General features: G+C 64.7%; 15 protein-coding genes. 7 read left to right on the top strand and 8 right to left on the bottom strand.

Going from position 1 to position 22,733, the window contains the following annotated elements; all coding sequences use genetic code 11:
- Positions 1–8 precede the first annotated feature (8 nt).
- Positions 9–1,031, bottom strand: a complete 1,023-nt coding sequence (locus K1X11_RS15640) for an LLM class flavin-dependent oxidoreductase (protein WP_221031176.1) — start codon at positions 1,029–1,031, stop codon at positions 9–11.
- 157 nt (positions 1,032–1,188) lie between these two features.
- On the opposite strand from K1X11_RS15640, the gene K1X11_RS15635 reads away from it, so the two are divergent.
- Together K1X11_RS15635 and K1X11_RS15630 are read left to right on the top strand one after the other, a co-directional pair.
- Entirely contained in the window at positions 1,189–4,230 is a 3,042-nt protein-coding gene (locus K1X11_RS15635; protein ID WP_221031175.1) for a sensor histidine kinase, read from the top strand.
- A 12-nt stretch (positions 4,231–4,242) separates the two neighbouring features.
- The gene (locus K1X11_RS15630) at positions 4,243–4,950 is read left to right on the top strand and encodes a response regulator (RefSeq protein WP_221031174.1); all 708 of its coding nucleotides are present in this window, start codon (positions 4,243–4,245) and stop codon (positions 4,948–4,950) included.
- A gap of 303 nt (positions 4,951–5,253) precedes the next feature.
- On the opposite strand, the gene K1X11_RS15625 is transcribed toward K1X11_RS15630, so the two are convergent.
- Positions 5,254–6,852 carry a GH39 family glycosyl hydrolase gene (locus K1X11_RS15625; RefSeq protein WP_221031173.1) on the bottom strand — a complete coding sequence of 533 codons (1,599 nt, stop codon included), beginning with the start codon at positions 6,850–6,852 and terminating at the stop codon, positions 5,254–5,256.
- A gap of 149 nt (positions 6,853–7,001) precedes the next feature.
- Between K1X11_RS15625 and K1X11_RS15620 the strand changes: the two genes are divergently transcribed.
- Positions 7,002–9,467: a glycoside hydrolase family 44 protein gene (locus K1X11_RS15620; RefSeq protein ID WP_221031172.1), complete on the top strand. Its 2,466-nt coding sequence runs from the start codon at positions 7,002–7,004 to the stop codon at positions 9,465–9,467.
- Between the two features lie 137 nt (positions 9,468–9,604).
- Here the strand turns inward: K1X11_RS15620 and K1X11_RS15615 are convergent, their stop codons facing one another.
- The 3 genes from K1X11_RS15615 to K1X11_RS15605 form a co-directional block, all read right to left on the bottom strand.
- On the bottom strand, positions 9,605–10,297 hold the full coding sequence (locus tag K1X11_RS15615) for an SDR family NAD(P)-dependent oxidoreductase (RefSeq protein WP_221031171.1): 693 nt from the start codon (positions 10,295–10,297) through the stop codon (positions 9,605–9,607).
- A gap of 180 nt (positions 10,298–10,477) precedes the next feature.
- Complete coding sequence (locus K1X11_RS15610) at positions 10,478–14,260, bottom strand: TonB-dependent receptor plug domain-containing protein (protein ID WP_221031170.1); 3,783 nt, start codon at positions 14,258–14,260, stop codon at positions 10,478–10,480.
- 551 nt (positions 14,261–14,811) lie between these two features.
- On the bottom strand, positions 14,812–16,491 hold the full coding sequence (locus tag K1X11_RS15605; protein ID WP_221031169.1) for an alkaline phosphatase family protein: 1,680 nt from the start codon (positions 16,489–16,491) through the stop codon (positions 14,812–14,814).
- A gap of 178 nt (positions 16,492–16,669) precedes the next feature.
- On the opposite strand from K1X11_RS15605, the gene K1X11_RS15600 reads away from it, so the two are divergent.
- Genes K1X11_RS15600 through K1X11_RS15590 form a run of 3 tightly spaced genes read left to right on the top strand, consistent with a single transcriptional unit; the run spans position 16,670 to position 18,777 of the window.
- Positions 16,670–17,107, top strand: coding sequence for a cytochrome b562 (locus tag K1X11_RS15600; protein WP_221031168.1), 438 nt, complete (start codon positions 16,670–16,672; stop codon positions 17,105–17,107).
- Positions 17,108–17,122: 15 nt separating this feature from the next.
- Entirely contained in the window at positions 17,123–17,998 is an 876-nt protein-coding gene (locus K1X11_RS15595) for a DMT family transporter (RefSeq protein WP_221031167.1), read from the top strand.
- Complete coding sequence (locus K1X11_RS15590) at positions 17,995–18,777, top strand: esterase/lipase family protein (RefSeq protein WP_221031166.1); 783 nt, start codon at positions 17,995–17,997, stop codon at positions 18,775–18,777. Before K1X11_RS15595 ends, K1X11_RS15590 begins: the two co-directional genes overlap by 4 nt.
- Before the next feature lie 129 nt (positions 18,778–18,906).
- Here K1X11_RS15590 and K1X11_RS15585 read toward each other — a convergent pair whose 3' ends face one another.
- Entirely contained in the window at positions 18,907–19,872 is a 966-nt protein-coding gene (locus K1X11_RS15585) for a DMT family transporter (protein WP_221031165.1), read from the bottom strand.
- A 122-nt stretch (positions 19,873–19,994) separates the two neighbouring features.
- Between K1X11_RS15585 and pap the strand changes: the two genes are divergently transcribed.
- Positions 19,995–21,485, top strand: coding sequence for a polyphosphate:AMP phosphotransferase (pap, locus tag K1X11_RS15580; RefSeq protein WP_221031164.1), 1,491 nt, complete (start codon positions 19,995–19,997; stop codon positions 21,483–21,485).
- A 175-nt stretch (positions 21,486–21,660) separates the two neighbouring features.
- On the opposite strand, the gene K1X11_RS15575 is transcribed toward pap, so the two are convergent.
- A complete protein-coding gene (locus K1X11_RS15575; protein WP_221031163.1) occupies positions 21,661–21,894 on the bottom strand; it encodes an SWIB/MDM2 domain-containing protein in 234 nt (77 codons plus the stop codon).
- 220 nt (positions 21,895–22,114) lie between these two features.
- A complete protein-coding gene (locus K1X11_RS15570) occupies positions 22,115–22,666 on the bottom strand; it encodes a hypothetical protein (protein WP_221031162.1) in 552 nt (183 codons plus the stop codon).
- Positions 22,667–22,733: the final 67 nt, after the last annotated feature.

Below are 22,733 nucleotides of genomic sequence, written 5' to 3'. Positions count from 1 at the left end.
GCGGAGCCTCACCGCCAGCCCATGCCGGGGGCGACGTGCTCGAGGATGGCTGCGAGGACGTGGACGTTGTAGGCGACGCCGAGTTGGTTCGGGACGGTGAAGAGCAGGGTGTCGGCTTCGGCGATCGCTTCATCCTGCTTCAGCTGCGCGATGAGTTGGTCGGGCTCTGCCGCGTAGGAACGGCCGAAGATCGCCCGCGTATTCGCTTCCAGGATACCGAAGGCATCGCCGTCCCGTTCGTCGCCGCCGAAGTAGGCGCGGTCCCGGTCGTCCACCAGCGCGAAGATCGAGCGGCTCACCGAGACGCGCGGCTGGCGGGAGTGCCCCGCCGCTTTCCAGGCCTCCCGGTAGGCGCGGATCTGTTTCGCCTGCTGCACGTGAAAGGGCTCGCCGGTTTCGTCCCACTTGAGCGTGGAGCTCTGCAGGTTCATGCCGAGCTGCGCCGCCCACGTCGCCGTGCTGTTGGAGGCCGAACCCCACCAGATGCGCTCACGCAGGCCTTCGGCGTGCGGCTCAAGACGCAGCAGCCCCGGCGGATTCGGAAACATTGGCCGCGGATTCGGCGCCGCAAATCCCTGGCCGGAAAGTCGCTCCAGAAACAGTTCGGTGCCCCGGCGGGCCATGTCCTGCTCGGTTTCCCCGGCGGCCGGTTCGTAGCCAAAATGCTTCCAGCCATCGATCACCTGCTCGGGTGAGCCGCGACTGATGCCGAGTTGCAGGCGGCCCCCCGCGATCAGGTCAGCCGCGCCCGCATCCTCGACCATGTAGGACGGATTTTCGTAGCGCATGTCGATCACCCCGGTGCCAATCTCGATCCGCTGCGTGCGCGCGCCGATCGCGGCCAAGAGCGGAAACGGCGAGGCGAGTTGCCGCGCAAAATGGTGCACGCGGAAATAGGCGCCATCCCAGCCCAGCTCCTCCGCCGCCACCGCCAAGTCGATCGACTGCAGCAGCGCGTCGCCAGCGGATCGCGTGCCGGAGTGCGGCGACGGCGACCAATGCCCAAAGGAGAGGAATCCGAGTGATTTCATCCCCCACAATCTGCACTCCGCGCCGACCTTCAACTCGCGCCGCATAAATGATGCTCATGCCCGCCGCACCCGTGTCTCAGACCTTGCTGCCCCCCGACCCGCCCCGCAGCCTCGGGGCCAGCCTTTCGGCTTCGTCACGCCCGCCCTGACCGCTCGCATGAAAACGCTCCTTCGCGCACCTCTGCTTTTGCTGCTGCTTTTCTGGAGCAGCGCGGTCACCGGCTGGGCGGAGACCTTTCTGGCCGACGGTTATGCGGTGCGGGTGTGGCAGACAGAAGACGGCCTGCCGCAAAACCTCGTCACTTCGGCCACGCAAACGCAGGAGGGTTACCTGTGGTTTGGCACGCACAGCGGACTCGCTCGTTTCGACGGCAAACGCTTCCGCGTTTTCGATTCCGCCAACACTCCCGCCCTGCGCGACCGCCGCATTTCCGCGCTCTTCGAGGATGCGGCCGGCACCCTGTGGATCGGTCACGAAGCCGGCGGCGTGACCCGCCTCACCGACGGCTCCTTCCAAATCGCCACCCTGCCCTCCGGCGCCGACAACGAGAAAATCATCGGCCTCGGCAGCGACCCGCAGCAACGGCTGTGGGCCATGCACGAATACGGCGCCCTCAGCGCCCTCGGCCACGGCGAGCAGATTCCCTCCCTCATCGCGCCCGAGAAGCCGGGCAACATGGCCTGGTCGCGCGGCCCCAACGGCCATATCTGGGTGGTCGAAAACGGCGCCGCCGCCCGCCTCATCGACGACGCGCTCATCCCGGTCAACCTGCCCACTCCGCAGGCCGCCAACTACGTGTTTGGTCTCGCCGCCACCGCCGACGGCGGCGCCTGGATCCTCTGCGACAACCGCGTCCGCAAGTGGCGCGACGACCGCTGGGTAGAGGACCGCGGTCCCTTCCCGTGGGGCGACGACTCACTGGCGACCTGCCTCGAGCTCAGCGACGGCACGCTCGCCGTCGGCACGCTCAATTCCGGCCTGCACCTCATCTACGCCGACGGTCGCCCCCCGGTGCACCTCGACCGCACCGACGGCCTGCCGCAAAACTGGGTGCGCTTTCTGCACGAGGACCGCGAGGGCACGCTTTGGGTCGGCATCGGCAGCGCCGGCCTCGTCTCGATTCACCCCACCGGCTTCGCCGTGCTCAACGCCCCCGACCAGTGGCAGGGCTGCAGTGTGCTGTCAGTCGCCGCCAGCCCCGATGGCTCGCTCTGGATCGGCACCGACGGTGCCGGCGTGTATCATTATTCTGGAGACACCTGGCAACGCTACGCCGCCGATGCCGGCCTGAACAACGTCTACATCCCCGCTGTCGCCGCCAGCGCGACCGGTGAAATCTGGGCCGGCAACTTCTGGTGGGGCGGTCCCTATCGCCTGGAAGGCGGTCAGTTCGAAAGGCCCCCCAGCGTCGACGAAACCTCCAGTCCCGTGCTCGCCCTGCTGCCCGTGCCCGGCACGCCCGACTTGTTGGTTGGAAACCGCGAGGGCCTGCTCCGGCTCAGCCCCACCGGGTCCACGTGGCTGGTGAAATCACCGCTCGGCGCCAGCGACGATGTGAGCGCGGTGGCGCTCGCGCCCGACGGCACCATCTGGTGTGGCTTCACCCAAGGCGGACTCGTGCGCATCACGCCCACCGGCACCACCGTTTTCGATCGCGACAACGGCCTCGGCAGCAATGCCGTGCACAGCCTGCTGGCCGAACCCGACGGCACCCTGTGGATCGGCACCGCCGACCATGGCCTCACCCGTTATCGCGACGGCCGGTTTGACCTCATTACCCCGGAGGCAGGTCTGGCCGACAAAGCCATCAGCGCGATCCTCGCCGACGCGCAGGGTTACCTCTGGCTCGCCACCCACCGCGGCATTCAACGCGTGGCCCGCGCCGACCTGCACCGCTGCGCCGACGGTGAACTGAGCACCTTTCCGAGTCAGATCTACGACCGCAGCGACGGCCTGCCCATCGTCGAGTTTTTGGGCGGTCGCCAGGGCAGTGCCTGCACCACGCCGGACGGTCGGCTGTGGTTTGCCAACAGCCGCGGACTGGTCTGCGTCGATCCGGCCAAAGTCCGCACCAATCCCCTGCCGCCGCCGGTTGTGATCGAGTCGTTTGACGTCGATGGTCGCACGCTCGACGCCCCTGCCGACGAGCTGCCAACCGCCCTGCCTCCCGACCACCAGCGCCTGGAGTTCCGCTTCGCCGGTCTCAGCTACGTCTCCCCCGACAAGGTGCAGTTCCGCTACCGCCTGGAGGGCCTGGACAAGTCGTGGGTGGAGGTCGGCACCGACCGCACCGCCAGCTACAGCCAACTGCCCGCCGGCAGCTATCAATTCCACGTCATCGCGAGCAACAACGACGGTCTGTGGAACACCACCCCGGCGACTGTAAGCTTCACCGTGGCGCCGTTCTTCTGGCAGACGTGGTGGTTCCTCGGCGGCTGCACCCTGCTCATGCTCAGCGCCGTCGCGTTCGCTGTGCGCACGCTCACGCGCCGCCGCCTGCGCCACCGGCTCGAACTGCTGGAACAACGTCACGCCCTCGAACTCGAGCGCGCCCGAATCGCGCGCGACATCCACGACGATGTGGGCACCAGCCTCACCCGCATCTCCATGCTCAGCCAGAGCGCGCCGGCGGTGATGCGTGACCCGGAGCGCGCCGGCCCGCTGCTGGCGCGTATTCAACAAACGGCGACAGACATGACCCGCGCGCTCGACGAAATCGTGTGGGCAGTCGATCCCCGGCACGACACGCTCGACAGCCTCGTCTCCTACATGGGCAAGTTTGCGGAAGATTTCCTGCGCGCCGCCGAGGTGCGTTGCCGTCTCGATCTGCCCTTCGAACTGCCCGCCTGGGACGTGCCGTCTGATCACCGCCACCACCTCTTTCTCGCCTTCAAAGAGGCGCTCAACAACGCCCTGCGCCATGGCGGTGCCAGCGTCGTGCAACTTCACCTGCGCCTGCAGCCGCGCGGCTTCGAGCTGGTGGTGCAGGACAACGGCGGCGGATTCGACCCGGCCGCGCTGCCGGAACGCCCGAGCGATCGCCCCGGCGGCGGCAATGGCCTGCGCAACATGCGCCAACGCCTCGAACGCATCGGCGGTCGCTGCGAGGTCCGGTCCGCCCCCGGCGACGGCACGACGGTGACTTTCGTCGTCCCCGTGCCCGGCGCGCCATCGACAGCCGCCCGATCCCAAGCTTAGCGTTTTTTACTCGTGTCTGCTTCCGCTTCTACTGCTCCCGCCACTGGTTCCACCTCGATTTCCGTCGCCTTGGTCGAAGACGACGACGGACTGCGTGACATCCTCACGGGCTGGATCAATGAGACCGATGGCTTCCGTTTCACCCAGGCCTTTCCCGACGCCGAAACCGCGATCGCCGACCTGCCCGCGATCGCGCCGGACGTGGCCTTGGTCGACATCAATCTGCCCGGCAAAAGCGGCATCGAATGCGTGCGCGAGCTGAAGCTGCAGCTGCCCAAAACGCAGTTTGTGATGCTCACGGTTTACGACGACGCGAACTACATCTTCGACGCGTTGGCCGCCGGCGCCACGGGTTACCTGCTGAAGCGTTCCCGCCGCGAGGAATTGGTCGCCGCCCTGCAGGACGTGCACACCGGCGGTTCGCCCATGAGCAGCAACATCGCCCGAAAAGTGGTGCAGTCGCTCCAAAAACCAGCCGCCGCCCCCCAGGTCGAGAACCCGGCCGACAAACTTTCCAAACGCGAATACGAGGTCCTCGCCCTGCTCGCGCAGGGATTCCTCTACAAAGAGATCGCCGATTCGCTCGGCGTGTCTTTTCAGACCGTGAACACCTACGTGCGCCGCATCTACGAGAAGCTGCACGTGCATTCGCGCAGCCAAGCCGTCGCCCTCATCGCCCAACTCCCCGCCGACCTGCCCAAACCGGGGACAGAGCGGTAGGGTCGGGTGGGAGAAAACGTATCCGATTATTCGTGACGTAATATAGCAGCGACCGCCTGTCATCCACCCGCCGTCGCCACTCCGCCGTTAGCGCGAGCAAGCTCGCGGCCTACCCTGCAGGGGACGAAAGCACACTGTAGGCTGCGACCTTGGTCGCGCTGCGTTGCCCCTCCGCGCGCCGACGCGGCCCGGAGGTCCGCGTCCACCTAAAAAAGATGCCGGCTGAAGCCGGCACTACGGGTTCGGAAGGGAACCGCCGGCGCCATGCTCAGCACCGGCGGCTCCGAGAGCGAATTGCCGGGTTCACAACGGCAACAGCTCAACCAACCAAACATCGTTTTCCCGCATCGGAAATTCGCGGGCAAAAGCACCATCCGCTCCCACTTCGATCGCCTCGTCGAGGCGCGGGGAGCCATCACTCGCCGCCCGCAGCGTCGCGACCTGCTCACGCGTGATTTGGTTCGGCCGCCCCATGTCGATGTAGGCGGTCTGCACGTCGTTGGAGCGATAACCCACCAGCGTGGCTTTCAACTGATACGACCCCGGACGCAGCCCGCTGAGTTGCAGCACCACGTCGCCCACCGGTTCCGCCGGCAAGTCGGTGTTGTAGTAGTCCTGGTTGTTCACGCCTTCGGGCGGCGTGTTAAGGGCGAAGTCCCAGAAGAGGGCCTGAACTCCGCCCGCTTCATCGCGGCAAACGTAGGACTCGGGATCGTCGTTGCGCAGCGTCGTGTCGCCGAGCGTATTGAGGAACTTGTAGGTGAAGTAGGCCGGCTTGGTGAGGTCCTGGTAGTTCATCATACCAAAGCCGCCGTGGAAGGGCGTCTTGCGCGGACCCGGCTCCTCGAAGATGTCAGTAAAAGTCCAATACGACATCGAGTCGGCGTCGGCTCCGATGTTCTTCATCTTGTCGAGGATGAAGGCCGTGCTGTGGTAGGTGTCGTGGATCGGGTCGGCCGGGGTGTAGGAGGAGCTCCATTCGGTGTAGTGCAGCTCGGCATCCGGGAAGGGCGAGGCGTCGATCTTGGCGCGCACGTTGCGCACGCCGGCGGTGATCGATTCGGGGTCGGGTGAGAGCACCGTGCCGGTGTTGCCGTATTCGTCGAGGAAACCGCCCATGGTCGCGTAGCTGTGCGTGCTGATGAAATCGAGCGGCACGTTTTCCTCGGCGCAAAACGCGAGCGTTTCATCGATCCAAGCCTCGCCGGCCGTCGCCGGTCCACCAACGCGGTAGTCGGAGTCGACGGACTTCACGGCGCGGGCGGTCGTGGCGTAAAGCTTCAGGTATTCGGCGCGTGCGCCCGGAGCCCATTCCTCCCACGGCAGCCCCTCGGGATTGCCCATCCAGAAACCGTCGAGGTTGGGTTCGTTCCACACCTCAAAATACCAGGTGAGCACCTCGTCGCGGCCGTAACGCTCGGTCACGTGCTCGGTGAAGGCGGCGATGAAGTCGGCCCACTTCTGGTAGTCCTTCGGCGGGGTGATGTTGCCGCGCCACCAGAAAATGGTCTGCGTGCCGCTGGCGAGTTGGCTGGGCATGAAGCCGAGCTCGATGAAGGGCTTCATGCCGATGCGTTGGATGAAGTCGAAGAGCTCGTCGACGTATTGCCAGTTGTAGACCGGCTCGCCGTTCTCCTCGAAATACACGCCCATGTCGTCGGTGAAGAGCCCGTGGAAACGGATGTAGCGGAAACCGCACTCGTTGTGCGCCTTGGTCAACTGGCGCTGCCAATCGGCGCGCAGGCCTTCGTTGGCGCGACCCGCACCGACGCAGAGATTGTGCATGCGGATCATCGGACCGGCCTCATCCGCCAGATGTGCCTCGATGACTCGCACCGGCCGTTCCGCAGCCGACGCCGTCGACGAATCGACCGCGTGAAAAGCGAGCAGACCCAGGGACACCTGAGCCAGGACGGAGAGGGGTTTTGCCAAGCGCATGCCCGGACATCCTACCACCCGGCGACCAATCGCGCCCGTCACTAAAAAGCGGGACAGGGCGCCGATTGACTCCCCCGGCGGCCGACGAGAAGATCCGCCACCCCCTTTTGTCCATGTCCCAACGAACCCCCTTTCGCACCGTGCTGGTGGCGATGCTCCTGCCTTGGGCGAGCACCGTTGTCTCGGCCCAATCCGTCAGCATCGCCATCGATGTCACGCAGGACCGCTTGCCGGTCTCGCCCTACCTCTACGGCAAGAACGACACCCCCGGCCAACCCGGCAATCTGCGCACCGCGGCCGACTGGACCCGCTTTCGCGACTCGGGCCTGCGCATGATGCGCACCCTCGGCGGCAACAACGGCACCAAATACAACTGGCAGAAGAAGCTCAGCTCTCACCCCGACTGGTATAACAACGTCTACGCCAACGACTGGGACTTCGCCCAAACCCAGCTCCAGCAAAACCTGCCCGGCGTGCAATCGCTCTGGGGCTTCCAACTCCTCGGCAAGGTGGCCGACAACGCCGACCACAACTTCAACGAGTGGAATTACAACCAGGCGCAATGGTGGACCGGCGTCGCCCAAAACCTCGCGGGCGGCGGCGTGCCCAATTCCGCCGGCGGCCACGACGCCCAGCAGGAAGGTGACCCCGCGCTCTACCTCACCGACAGCGACGCCGCCACCTCGACCGCGATCCTCGAGCACTGGATCTCACCCGACGGGCTCGGCCTCGACCGCAGCCAGTTCGTGTATTGGAGCATGGATAACGAGCCGGAGATATGGGAAGGCACGCACGACGACGTCATGCCCGACCAACTCTCGCCCGAGGCCTTCATGCAGCGCTACTTCGCCTACGCCAAAGCGGCCCGCGCGCGCTACCCGGACATCAAACTCACCGGCCCCGTCGCAGCCAACGAGTGGCAGTGGTATAACTGGGCCGACCCCATCACCGTCGATGGCCGCAACTACCCCTGGCTCGAATACTTCATCAAACGCGTCGGCGAGGAACAGGCCCGCACCGGCATCCGCCTGCTCGACGTGCTCGACATCCACTACTACCCGAGCACCACGACGCCCGCCGAGATCGTGCAGGTGCACCGCACCTTCTTCGACGAAGACTACGTGAGCCCCGACGCCAACGGCGTGCACGCCATCAACGGCGGTTGGGACACGTCCATAAATAATGAATACATCTTCGGTCGCTGCAACGCGTGGCTCGACCAATACCTCGGCGCCAACCACGGCGTCACGCTCGGCCTGACCGAAATCGACATCGCGGTCACCGATGCGCCGCTCGCTTCCGTCTGGTATGCCTCGATGATCGGCACCTTCATGGAGCACGGCGTGGAGATCTTCACGCCCTGGTCCTGGCAGCCCGGCATGTGGGAGGTGATGCACCTCTTCGCCAACTACAACGGCGATGTCACCGCGCGCGCCACCTCGACCAACGAGGAGCTGGTCTCCGCCTACGCCACGACCGACAGCACCACCGGCGCCCTCACCATCGTGCTGGTCAACCGCGCGCTGGACTCCAGCACCTCCACCCGCGTCGCCCTCAACACGCCGAGCATCAGCGACGGCGTCTACGCCGTGCGCCAGCTGGCCAACCTGCCGGCCGACGAGACCTTTGTTTCCGCCAGCAACAACGCCTTGGTCATCGGCTCGGCGATGGTGTCCGGCAACGCCTTCAACCTCACCCTGCCCGCGCTCTCGGTCTCCTCCATCACCCTGCCCGGCGCGGTCACCCCGACCCCGACGACCAGCGGCCCCTCGCGCCTTACCAATGTCTCGGTGCGCGCGGTGAGTGGTGCCGGCGTCAACGCCCTCACCGTGGGGTTTGTGGTGGGTGGCTCCGGCAACAAGGAAGTCCTGCTGCGCGGCATCGGCCCGACCCTCGAGGATTTTTTCATCGCTGGCTTTCTGCCCGATCCGGTCATGGACCTGTCCCGCCCCAGCGCGACACCGTTTGAGACCAACGACAACTGGGCCGACAACGCGACGGCCATTGCCAACGCCTCCAGTCAACTCGGCGCCTTTGCGCTCGACGAAAGCAGCCTCGACGCCGGCCTGCTCACGACCCTCGAACCCGGTCCTTACACCGCGCGCATCGGCGATGCGAACGACGAGACCGGCGTGGTCCTCGGTGAAGCCTACGAGACCGATGCAGCCAGCCCCGCCCGCCTCACCAACATCTCCGCCCGCACCTGGATGGGCACGGGCTCCGACACCCTCGTCGCCGGCTTCGTGATCACCGGCACCGATCCACAAACCGTGCTGGTGCGCGCCATCGGTCCGACACTCGCGCAATGGAGTATCCGCGGGGTGATGAACGACCCGGTGCTGCGTATTTTTGGTCAGAGCGCATCCGTGCCACTCTATCAAAACGACGATTGGGGCGACGTCGCTTACTCGAACGAAATCGCCGCTGCCGCCCAGAGCGTGGGCGCCTTTCCGCTCCCCGCCGGCTCAGCGGATTCGACCCTGCTGATCACCCTGCCACCGGGCGTTTACAGCGCGATCGTTGCCGGTGCCGGCGACACCACCGGCATCGCCCTGGTCGAAGTTTACGAGATCGATTGAGGGGAGCCGGATACGACTCGTGCTACTTTATTGTAGCCGGGGTCGTTGACCCCGGTCCGGCCTCACCGAGGCCGGCTACAGCAGGCTAAACCAGCCGTTGTGGATGGATGTCGGGCGTAACCGCGCCCGACTGCGTCCTACCACTGCAGGGGTTTGCGGGCGCGGAAGAAGCCGCCGGTGGGGCCATCGGCCGGAAGCTGCGCGAGCCACAGGGCGGTGTCGGCCGCCTGCTCCGGGGAGAGCGTCGCTTCGTCGCCGCCCATGCGGGTGCGCACCCAGCCCGGACACATGGCGTTGATCTTCACGTTCCCCGGCAACTCGCGTGAGAGCCGCAAGGTGAGCGCGTTGAGCGCAGCCTTGGTGACGCCGTAGATGTCGGGACCACCGAGGTCTTCCGAAAACGCGCCCCAACCCGATGACAGGTTCACGATGCGGCCGTAGTCGCGTGCGATCATGCCCGGCGCCAAGGCCCGCACCAGGCGCAGCGGACCCGTGAGGTGCACGGCGATGGATTGGTCGACCTGCGCGTCGTCGAGTTCGAGCAAGGCCCCGCCGTAGAGCACGCCGGCATTGTTCACGAGCACGTCGATGGTATCGCCAGCGGCTTCTATCGTCGCCAGCGCAGCCGCGATGGAGGCGGGGTCACCCACGTCGAGGGCGACGGCGGTCACCGCGCTCAGGCCTTCGCGGTGCAGCTCGGCGGCAGCGGCCTCACCGGCGGCCAGCTGGCGGGAGCCGAGCCAGACTTTAAAACCGGCGGCGGCGAGCCCGCGGGTGATGGCCAGACCGATTCCGCGGTTGGCGCCCGTGACGAGTGCGATGCGTGACATGGCACAAGCAGGAGCACGGGAGCGGAGCGGGATCAAACGAGGGCAAAAGAAAACCCCCGCCGCTTGCGCGACGGGGGTTCGAATCTCCTCAAGATGACCGGAGACCCCATGAGAATCCGGCCATTTTTCCCCACGACGCCACGCATCCAATAGCAGCGCCGTGAGTTGAGTGCTTTGGGCTCAGAAGGAGAAGGTGTTCGTGAGGCTCCAGGTCATGCCTTCGGCGATACGGAAGGCGCCAGGCGAACCATCCGGCTGCACGCTGAGCGGCACCAGGTTCGGGCTTTCACCCACATTGCGGAAGTTCACCTGCACGCGCCAACGGAGCTTCTCGGTGAGCTGACGCTCGTGACCGACCCACAGGTCGAGGTGGTCCTCGGAGGCGCTCCAGATCGGAGAGTCGATGTCGAGGTTGTCCTGGGCGGCGTTGAGGGAGTAGCCGAGGATGCGGCCGTCCTGCCAACGGTAAGCCAAACCGATGTTGGTGCCCTTGAGGCGGCCTTCATCGAAGTTGTAGTTGGCGATCATGTTCGCGCGCCACGGAGCCATTTCGGCAACCATCTTGCCGTTGGTCTGGAGCTGGAACTGGTAGGCCGACCAGATGTCGCGCTGGTAGGCGACACGGAAGGACTCACCACCACCCCACCAGAGGCGGAGGTCACCGGCCGGGGACTGATACTTGGCGTATTGCGACTCGATGAAGTTCACGAGGCTCTCGCCGAGCGCGGTCTGCGACGCGGTGGTCTTGGACGCGTTGATGGAGATGTTGAGGTTCTTGGTCGGCTGACCAACGATCTCAAATTCCCAACCTTCGGACTTGTTGTTGGCGGTGCCGGTCGGCCACACACCGTTGATGCGACCGCCGCCGGAGGGCTGCAGCGCACCGATGTTGGCCGAGGCTTCCCAACCCGGGATGGCGTTGGCGTAGTCGCCGGCCAGAGCGGCGGCGTAGTTGATGTTGAAGCCGTAGGCCTTGAACCACTCTTCCGGCATCATCTGGGAGAGCCAGGAGTTGATCGCGGCCTGCTGGACGGCGGTGGAGGGATGGTTTTGGAACAACGCGCCGTTCGGGTCGTTGTAGGCCGAGTCCCAAGCGCCCGGCATATTTTCAGCACCGGGGACGTTGTTGCCGTCGACCGTGGCCCAGTTCCAGAACCACTCTTCACCGGTGCGTTGACCGTCGATGCCGGCGAGGTAGCCCATGACGGTGCCCGTGCCCCAGGCCTCGAAGTTGCGCAGAACGTAGGTGTTGGAACCGAGGGTGGAGACTTCCGTGGTGACGCTGGAGATGTTGGCGTCGGTCACGGTGGTTTCATACTTGGTGATCTTGAACTGGAGGCGGTCGTCGAGGGTGCTGATGACCACACCGTAGTCCTTGGTTTCACCCTTGGCGTTGGGCAGCTGCATGCCGTCGAAGCCGTAGCGGTTTTCGACGCGGGAGTTGCGGCCGTTGCTATAGGTGAGGCTCAGGTTGGTGCCCCAGGGCATGCGCTCGCGGATGGAACGCGGGGTGTGGAGCACGAGACCCCAACTGCGGCTCTGGCCTTCGCTGACGCCGGTATCTTCGTCGAGCGGGTTGAGCGGCGGGTTGGTGTAGGCGTAGCCGTCGGTGTTGCCGACGTCCTGCGCGCTGGACGCACCGGCGCGCACCTTCTGGGTGTCTTCGCGCCAGCCGTAGGTGCCGACGAGCAGGTCGTCGATGAGGTAGGCCTGCCAGGTGAGAGCCGTGGATTCGGTCTCGCGGCGGGTGGCGCTCACATCGGTGTAGAGGCGATCGATGTCGCCGCCCATGGCGCTGAGCACTTGGAAGGAGCCGGTTTCCCAACCCACGTAGTTGCGCGGGTTTTCGGACTCGGTGAGGTCCTCACCGGGAGGCGTGTTGGTGTAACCCGCGGCGTTGCTGAACCAGTAGTCGCCAGGGTTGACCGAAGCCGGAGCGTTCCAACGGCTGTTGAAGTAGAGGATGCCGTGCTCGCCGGACGGGTCGTGCATGCCGGTGATGCGCGGCAGGTTCAGGCCCGAGGCGGAGTTGTAGGAACTCAGGTTGTCGGAGAGGTAGAAGACCCAGTCGATGGTCGTGTCGCCGGCGGAAAGACCACCGGTGCCGTCGCCGCTCGGGCCGGTGCCGATGGCATCGGACCAGGAGTTGTCCACGGCGTAGCGCACGAAGTTACGCTCTTCGCGATCGTAGGTCTCTTCCGAATACACGCCGGTGAAGACGTGACGACCGAGCATGCGGGCGAGGAAGGATTCGTCGTCCATGAAGTCGTCGAAGCGCACGTCGGCAAAGGCCGTCGCGCGGACGTTTTCACGGTCGGTGAAGGTCATGCTGTTGCCGCCGTTCTTGGAATTGCCGGCAACGAAGGCGCGACCGACGTTCGGGTTGGCCACCGCGATGTCGGTGAAGACGCCCGGGTAACGCATGAGGTTCGAACGGATGTCGACCGAGATGAAGGGATCGTTGAGATTGCGGGACTGACCGTCGTCATACTCCTGGCGGTCGTAGACGAGCTCGAGACCCACGCGACCGTCGAAGAGGGTCTGCTCGAGGGTGATGTTGTAGGCGTCCCAGTTCTGCCACTCGCGCTTGGCGTCACCATCCATCAACAGATTGTAGAAATCGAAGAGGGAGGGATCGGTGATGGACTTGCGCTTGTAGAAGCCCTTGTCGGCCGCCGGGAAGCTGGCGAGGCCGGCACGGTCGGCATTGCGGGCGGCGTCGGCGTAGGAGCCGATACCGATGTTGGAACCGTAGGGGAAACCGCCGATACCGCCGTCACGACCACCGGTAGCGTTGATGCCCCAGTAGGTGCCCGGGCTCGACTGGTAGACCGAAACGTAGTCGGTGGCGTCCGCGGAATTGTAGACAAAGTTCGGCGCGGTGACGTTCTGCACGCCCGGGCCGAAGTATTGCACGACCCACTCGTTCGGCGTGATGCCGGGGGCCGGGGCCGAGGAGGAGTAGCTCACCAGACCGGTCGCCCAGGCGTAGTAGGGATCCCAGGACTGCTTGTTGATGGCGTTGGGATCGAAGTAGGGCGTGATGTGATCCCACGGCGGGAGCACACGCGGACGGTTGGCCGTCACTTCACCGTGTTCGAAGTTGGCGCGGATCACCGTCGAGGCCGAGTCGGTCTTGAGAAACTCAGGGGACCAACGCAGGGCGGCGAAGAGGCGATCGGAGCGGTTGAAGGCCGGGTCCTGACGATACTGGGTATCGTCGGTCACACCGGACACGCGCACCGCGAGTTCGTCCTCGATCAACACCTTGTTGTAATCGAAGGAGGCGCGCATGCTGCCATACTTGCCGACGCGGAACTCAACATTGCCAGAGGAACGACCGAGGGTCGCACCGTTGATGCTGGTGTTGATGATACCGGCGGGGGAACCGAAACCGAAGAGGATCGAGTTCGGACCGCGCTGCAGGTCGACGCGACCCACGTTGAAGGCGTCCCAGGGGATGTCGGACTGGAACAGGTCGCGGGTGTTGTCGGCCGAATCGAGACCGCGCACACGGGTGTTGTTGTTCGGACGAATGAAGTTCGAACCTTCGTTGGCACCATCGATGAAGGTGCCGCCGACGCCAGCGTAGTTACCATACACACCGCCCACTTCCGTGTTGGTGGTGTATTGCAACAGCGTCTGATTGTCGGTCGCGCCGGTGTCCTTGAGGAACTCGGCCGTGATGACCGAGATCGAGGAGGCGACGTCCTTCAGATCGGTGCGGATGCGGGAACCGGCGAGGGTCGAGGTGGCGCGGTAGCTACCGGCGTCTTCCTGGGCGTCCACCACAAAGGGGGACAAGACGATGAGCTCTTCATCGTCGATCTCAGAGTCGTTCGTTTGGGGGGCGTCCTGCGCACTGGCCGAGAGGCCGAGTCCGAGGAGACCCGCCGCGAACACTCTCTTCCAATACGTCCGCTTCGTCGAAGCGGCGGGTGAAGTCAGTGTTTTAGCAAGCATGGGGTTAGGTGTTCAGGGTTCGGGAGAGCGGTGTTCCGCGCCCCCGAAAGGGGGAACGTCTTCGCCGGCGCGGAAGAGCGGGGCGGAGGCGTGAAAGGGTAGTTTTGCGTTAAATCAAAAAGGCCAAAAAAAGGCCGATTGGATAATCGGTGGGGTCGTTTAGACGGAACCGACCGAAGTCGGAACGGGGTTACCCAGAGGCTTGGCCGTCATCGGGTCGCCTAGTTCAACGCGGTTCAACCGGTCACGACGGTGCCGTGAGCAGGGGCGGAGCCGCCGAGTGAAGGCAGACAGGGGAAGCATGGGGTCGAGTTGGGGTTAGGGGAAATCGGAGCGTGGATGAGTCGCCCGATGTGAAGCAAAAGGACCTTAACAGTTTTGAAGCGCCAAAGCTTGTCACTAAAATTCGCGACAATGTTGTGACTGCTGGTCACAAAAAAACCGGGGTGAATTGCCACGGGATCGAGGACATGCCTGGGCAAGCCCAGACACGCCGCCGTGGCCTCGTCGGTCGATTTCCGCCCCCACCCTTCCCGCCGCCGACCGCGTTGTCAGGGCTCGAAGAGCGGCAGCGGTCCCTCGAAGGCACCGGCCGGTTCGTTGATCTTGAGCAGCGCCGAAATCGTGGGAGCGATCTGGGTGATGGCTACGCGCTCATAGACCTCCGCCCCAGCCGCGATGCCCGGACCGGCGATCAGGAAGGGCGCGTGGGTGTCGTAGGAAAACGGTTCGCTGTGACCGGCGCCGCCGTGCGCGTAACCGAAAACGGATCCCGGCGCGAAGACCGCAAAGACATCGCCGGAGCGCGTGCGGTGAGCCCCTCGCCGCAGCAGCGCGCGGTAGCCACTCTGCAGCGCGCCTTCGCGCAATTCCGCAGCCGTCATCGCATCCACCACGCCATCCATTTCCAGCAGCCGATCACGCAGAACTTCGCTTACCTCTTCCAAATCGTAACCCGCGACGCGAATCGCGCGGCGGTCCAATACAATCTGTCCCTTGTAGAGTTCCGCCACCCACGTCGAGGTGTCGACCGCGCTATAGTGCTCTGCCAAGGCGGCGTTAATCCCAGAGAGGAAGGCACCTTTGTCCAAGGTGCGCGCCGAAGCCATACCGCGCGAACGCAGGAAGGAGGAGTTAAAGGAAACGCCATGGTCAGAGGTCAGGAAAACCACCGTGTGCTCCAGCCCCACGGTGGCATCGATCGTTTCCAACAACGCCGCCAGGTCGTCGTCGAGTCGGCGATAGGTGTCTTCGACCTCGAGGGAGGTCGGGCTGAAGCGATGGCCGATGTAATCCGTGGCCGAAAAACTCACGGCCAACACGTCGGGCGTGTCATCGCGCCCGATGTCGGTGTGCTCGAGCGCCGCCTGCGCCAGTTCCCGCACCATCACGTTACCCCACGGCGAGGTCGCCAGCGGCTTGAAGGGTTCCCGCGGATCGGGCGTCACCGCACTCAGGTCGTGCGGGAACACCGGCGCGGCCGTGCCCTTGAAGGGTTCTTCGAACGGGTTGTCGTCGGGCAGGCTCTCCGTGTAGGTCGCCGCCTCATCCCGCAAGACCCACGGCTTGTGCATCAGCGCATCGGCCCGGCCGCTGCCGTTGTAGTCACTTACCCAATACGGCAGCTCCTCAAGGTAGTGCGACGAGCTCACGAAGCGCCCCGTGGTGGCATCAAACCAGAACGCGGCATCCGCGAAATGACCGCCCGGCAGCACGCTCGCGCGATCCTTGAGGCTGATGGCCAGAACCTTCGCGCGGTTGTTGGTGGCGAGCTTCAACTCGTCGCCCACCGTGGTCACGAGCAGCCGGTGCGGCGAGCGGCGCCCCTCCTCGGCGTCGGTGCCCACCGGCGTGACCGAGGCGTCTTCGACACAATACACTTCGTGGCCCAGTTGGTGATCGTAGAAGTCGTTGTTGGAAATTCCGGAGGTCGCCGGGTAAGCGCCCGACCAGATGGCCGCATGACCCGGACCGGTGCCGGTCGGCGCGTAGTTGTAGTGCATCGAACGAAACTGCGTGCCCTCACGCATCAGACGTTTGAAGCCCCCCTCACCCAAGGCGCCCTGGAAACGCGTGAGGTAGTCGTAACGCATTTGGTCGACCACAATGCCCACGACCAGCCGCGGAGGTTTCGCCGACGCGTCCTGCTCCTGGGCAAAAAGCGAAACAGAGGCGGTCGCGGCGAGGGCGGAGCCCAACCAGAGAAGAGTGCGAAACGGTGAAGTCTTCATACGCGTTAAAGGGCCACCTGAACGCCTCCACCGCCGCCGCACAACGCCGGAACGCCATCCTCACCTAATTGTAATCTTTCAACGTTTTCAGAAGCCGCCGGCTCCAGCTCGCCTCAGGTTTGACCGGCCTTCCCGGATCTGTCTGGCTGGCGCCCGACTTCCACCCCTTCTCTCTATTATGAAACTCCGTCGTCTGCTCCTTCTCTCCTCCCTCGCCGCCTTGCTCACACTCCCCACCGCCGCCCGTGCCGATGAGGAGGAACACACGCCCCTCGGCGAACAAATGGAGGTCATGGGCGACGCCTTCCGCGACCTGCGCCGCTCGGTCCGTGAGGCCGATCGCAACGCGGAGTCCCTCGAGTTGCTCGCCACCATCCGCGAGGCCGCGGTCAAGAGCCTCGACTACGAGCCGGAATACGCCGCCGACATCCCCGAGGCTCAGCGCGCCGACTTCATTAAGAAATACCACGAGGACATGAAGGTCTTCCTCACTGTCATCGACGACGTCGCTTCCGCGCTCAAGGCCGGCGACAACGCCAAGGCCGAGGCCTTGGTGGGCGAAATGCGCAGCGCGCAACGTTCCGGCCACAAGGCCTACCGCCGTCCCAAGGACTGATCGCGCCACCCGCCCGTGCCGACCACCGCCACCGAGCATCGTCGCGCCGTCGTGCTGCTGGTGGCAGCCGCGGTGCTGTGGAGCAGCGGCGGCTTGTTGATCAAACACGTGGACTGGCCGCCGCTGGCGGTCGCCGGCGGGCGTGGGTTCTTCGCCGCCCTCTTCCTGCTCGGCGTCCGCGCACGACGGCTGCACTTCACCTTTTCGCGCCCGCAGCTGCTGGGCGCGTTTTTTTATGCCGGCTGCACCGTCGCGTTCTGCGCCGCGACCAAACTCACCACCGCCGCCAACGCCATCCTGCTCCAATACACCGCGCCGGTGTGGATCGCGCTCTTCGGCGCCTGGGCGCTGGGTGAACGCACCAGTCGTTTCGATTGGACGATCGTGGTGGTCGTGCTCGGCGGCATGGCCCTGTTTCTGGCCGACGGCCTCACCGTGAGCGGCAATCTCGGCGGCGACGCCCTGGGGCTGTTGTCCGGAATGTTCTTCGGTGCCATGATCATCGCCCTGCGCCGCCAGAAGGACGGCTCGCCGCTGGAGTCGATCATCCTCGGTAATGCCCTGGCCTTCCTTTGCGGCTTGCCGTGGATGCTGTCGGCTCCCCTGCCCTCGCCCAGCGGTTGGACCGCTCTGATCCTGCTCGGAGTCGGCCAACTCGGCGTCTCGTATTTACTTTATGCCTACGCCATCAAACACGTCACCGCGCTGCAGGCCGTGTTGATCCCCGTGATCGAGCCCCTGCTCAACCCGCTCTGGGTGCTGCTGGCCATCGGCGAAAAACCCACGCCGCTGTCCCTGCTCGGCGGCGCGATCGTGCTCGGGGCGGTGACCTTCCGCGCCGCCGCGTCCTTGCGTCCGTCGCGGCCGACCCACATCGTCGCCGCCTCATGACGCGCTTCGCCCCTGGGCTCGCGGCCCTGCTCTGCCTCTGCACCGTGAATGTTCCCGCCGCTTCCGTTTCTTCCGCTCCGCCGACCTCCACCGCGGCCGTGGCGTCACCCGCCGGAGAAACCGTCGTCCTGTTGCACGGCCTCGGGCTCGGCGCCTGGGCGATGAAACGCACCGCCTGCGCCCTCCAACGCGAGGGATACCACGTCATCAATTTGAGCTACGATTCGCTGCGCACCCCGCTGTCGGAGTTGTGCGAAACCTGGCTGCCAACCCAACTGGAAGCGCACGGAGTCGACCTCAGCGACGGCGCCCCGCCGGTGCATTTTGTGACCCACTCGATGGGCGGCATCATGCTGCGCGGCTGGCTCAAAACCCACGGCGTGCCCGAGCCACTCACCCGCGGCCGCGTGGTCATGTATGCCCCGCCCAACCAAGGCTCATCGCTCGTCGATCGCATCGGCCGCTGGAAACTCTTTCAGCTCAGCACCGGCGTGAACGGTCGCCGTCTCAGCACCGCGCCCGACTCCTTCCCCAACCAACTCGGCGCCTGGCCGGAGGGCCCGCAACTCGGCATCCTCGCCGGCAATCGTCCCATCAATCCCCTGCTGGCCTATTGGTGCGGCGGCCCGGGCGACGGCAAAGTGCGCGTCGCCGAGACGAAGTTGGAGGGCATGGCCGACCACCTCGTGCTGCCGCATTCCCACACCTGGATCCAATACCGCAAACCCGCCATCACCCAAGTCGTGACCTTCCTGCGCGACGGTGCCTTCGCACGGTAGAGGACGAAGCCCCCCTTCTTCTTTCGTTTTATTCTTTATCTTTATCTTTATCTTTCTCCCCACCGGCCGGGATTCGCTCCACGGGGAGAAAGATAAAGATAAAGACTAAAGATGCGCCGCTGGGCGGCGCTAGGCGGCGCTTCGCCGCAGCTGCAGCAGCACGTTGGCGATGAGGATCAGACCGCCGCCCACCAGCAGGTGTCCGGTGAGCGATTCATTGGCATAGTTTAACCCCGCCCACGCCGAAATCAGGCCGGGCAAAAACAGCGTCATGAACGAGCCGAAGACCGGCTCGCCACAATACAGCAAGCCCGCCTCCGTCGCGCTGATGTGTGGCTGCCATTTGTTCATGATCAGGAAAGAGCCCAGCGTGCAGAACGCGGTGAGCGCCAGCGTGAGACCCCACCACGGCACCGAGCGCAACGGGGCCACGATCGCCGCGACGTCCGGTGCCGACACCAGCACCACCGCACCAAACACCACCGCCTGCACCGCAAACATCACAAAGCTGATCGGCAGCGGTCGATTGTGCGCAAACTCGCTGCGCCCGAGCGTGAAGATCTGCACGCCAAAAAAGATCGAGCTCAGCAACACCTCGGCCTCCCCGCGGCCCAGGCGCAGCGCCCGCCAATCGAAACGCCCCAAGACGCCCACGCCGACCAGCACCAACACGGCGCAAAGCCAGACCCTCGCGCCCGGATTTTCCCGCGTGCGCACCGCCACATACAGCGGAATAAGGATGGCATAAAACTGGGTGAGAAACGCCACCGTCGACGCCTCGGTAAACTGCAGTGCATCCGCCTGCAGCAACATGCCACCCGCTGAAAAACCACCCAACAACGCCCCCTGATGCCACTCCGCCCTCGTGATTGAACGCAGCCCGGGCCCGATCACCACCGCCACCACCATCGCCGCCAGCAGGAAGCGCGGCATGATCATCATCGCCCCATAAAACCACGAACTCGCGCCCGGGGCCTCCACCTCGACCAGTTGACCGATCGCCTTCATGAGTGGAAAACTCATGCCCCAATACAGGGACGTGAGCAGCAGCATAAACACCGCACGGCGGCGCAGGGCAGGATCAGGGACAGGCATCGCGATAGAGGAAGCCCGCCACGTTGCTCGTTCCCCACGGCTCGACGCAAGACTCCACCCCGCCGCTCGATGGCGTCCCGAGGCTCGACAGCCCGCGACCGGTTCGGCCAAGCTCCGCGGCCATGGCGAAAGGCAACGGCGACAAAGCCAAGCTCTCCAAAAAAGACTACGACGAACAGGTCGCCCAGCTGCGGGCCGACCTCGTGCAGCTGCAGGTCGAGCTGCAGAACGCGCCGTTTAAAGTGGTGCTCATTCCCGCTGGCGTTGACGCCGCCGGCCGCGGCGACGCGATCAACACGCTCATGGGTTGGCTCGACCCGCGCGGCGTCGAAACCATCGCGGTGTCCGATCCGTCCGACGAGGAGCGCGAACGCCCCTTTATGTGGCGCTTCTGGCGCGACCTGCCCACCCGTGGCCGCGTCGGTATTTTTGTCGGTTCCTGGTATACCGAAACCCTGCGCGAAGAGGCGCGCTCCAAAAAGGCCCTCGCCGATCTCGATCACGAACTGCGCCGCATCCGTCACTTCGAACGCCTGCTGGCCGAAAACGGCACCCTCGTCATCAAGGTCTGGTTCCACCTCACCAAGGCCCAGCAGGGCAAACGCCTGAAGGAGCTGCTGGCCAACGAAGACACCGCCTGGCGCGTGACCGAAGAGCAGCAGCGCGGCCATCGCATTTACGACCGCCTCGCCCGCACCGCCGAACACATTCTCGGCGAGACCGACCGACCGGGCGCACACTGGGACCGCATCGACGCCTCCGACGCCCGCTTCCGCAACTTAAGTTTCGGCCTGACCCTGCTGCGCCGTTTTCGCGAGCACACCAGCCAGCTCGCCAAGAGTCCCGAGAAGGCGCCCAACAAACCGAAACGCATCGTGGCGCTGCGCCCTGATGGCCGCGAGCGCCTGCTCGCCCTGCCGCTCGACCACAAGCTCAGCTCGAAGCAATACGAGGAGAAGCGCGAGAAGTGGCTCGGTCGCCTCAACAAGGCGATCCGCCGCGCCAAACAGGCCAAACGCTCCGTCGTCTTTGTTTTCGAGGGACAGGACGCCGCCGGCAAAGGTGGCGCCATTCGCCGCCTCACCAGCGCCATCGACGCCCGCGATTATCGAGTCATTCCGGTGGCCAAACCGACCGCCGAAGAGAAGGCCCACCACTACCTTTGGCGTTTCTGGCAGCACATCCCGCGCGACGGGTTCACCGCCATTTTTGACCGTTCCTGGTATGGCCGGGTGCTGGTCGAACGCATCGAAGGTTTCTGCCACCCACACGAATGGAAACGGGCTTTTGGCGAGATCAACGACTTCGAGGAGCAACTGGTGCACCACGGATCGATCGTGGTGAAATTCTGGCTGCAGGTCTCCAAGGAGGAGCAGTTGCTCCGCTTCGAGTCCCGGCAAAACACCCCCTACAAGCAGCACAAGATCAACGACGAGGACTGGCGCAACCGCGCGCAGTGGGCGGCCTACGAAACTGCGGTCGGCGACATGCTCGCTCTGACCGACACCGCCTACGCCCCTTGGAATCTGGTGCCCGCCAACAACAAACGCTACGCCCGCTTCGACGTCCTGCGCACCGCCTGCAAGCAGATCACCGCGGCGTTGGACGGCTAGGCCGCGAAAGGTGTCGGGCGTGAAGCCCGACCCACCGCATACGGATTAAACTCCTTGTGGGTCGGGCTTTACGCCCGGCATCTTTCGGTCTCGCTCCGCCCCTTCATCGCAAAAAAAACGCCCCGGCACGAAGCCGAGGCGTTGAAAACAAGAAAGAGAGAAAGGGTAAGAAAGCTTATTTGGTCACGTGACCGGAGACCAGCTTGGTCATCTCGAACATGCTGACGGACTTCTTGCCGTCGAAGACCTTCTTCAACTTGTCGTCTGCGTTGATCTTGGTCTTCACCTTGGGATCCTGCAGGTTGTTCTTCTTGATGTAGACCCAGAGCTTCTTGGTGAGCTCGGTCCGGGGGAGCGGCTTCGACCCAACTACGGCAGCGAGGGCCTCGTCGGGGGTTACCGGTTTCATGAATGCAGCGTTGGGTTTGCGTTTAGCCATAGCGGACTCCGGGTGTAGACTGCGCCCCGGGTAAAGCAATACGTTTTTAAGAGGTAAAACGGGCTATTTTCAGAGGTAAATCCGCTTGCCAAATCGGCCCTTCCACGACTGAGGGCGCGGCCCGGCGACCGCCTTTTCGCCGTATTCACGATTTAGTTACAATCGACCCCGCCAGCCGATCCGACCGACCTCAGCGATTGTTCGAGCCGGGATTCTGATTCGTCTTTGATTGCTGGCGCAGCGCGCGACGGCGGCGGACTTCGGCCGCGACCGCTTCCAGGCGACGACGTTCGTCGGCCGGGGTCGGATTGACCTTCACTGTATTGACCAAAGCATTACTGGACTGCGCCGCGGTCGGCACCGGACCGGGCGGACGCGCCCCGCCGCCCGCGATGGTGGCGACCTGGAGGGCGAGGTTCAGCGGCTGGCCGTTGAAGATGACCTGCACCGCGCCGGACTCGGCGTCGTAAGCCTGCACGACCTCGCCGTCCGGCCCCTCTTCCTCCAGCCCAACCCAGAACGAACGGTTCTTGGACACGTTGTAGATGAGGAACTGCTTGCTGTCGCCCCAGCCGAAGGTGCCGACAAACTGCAACTGCGCATCCTGCACCGGCGCCGCCTGCTCGGGGGCGGCGACCGTCGCCTCGGCCTTGCGCCCAAAAGGATTGCGCAGCCCCTGCGCGCTGGCGGACAGCGTGAGGGTGGCGGCAAGGACCGGGAGCAGGAAACGGGAAATCGGCATGGCGGGGAGAGGCACAACACAAAGACGTCGGGGCCGGGGGTCAAGTGACGGGCGGTGTCGGATTTTC

Source organism: Actomonas aquatica (assembly GCF_019679435.2).
GTDB lineage: Bacteria > Verrucomicrobiota > Verrucomicrobiia > Opitutales > Opitutaceae > Actomonas > Actomonas aquatica.
Note: the sequence above shows the minus strand (reverse complement) of the source record. Positions and strands in the feature narration are given on the sequence as shown.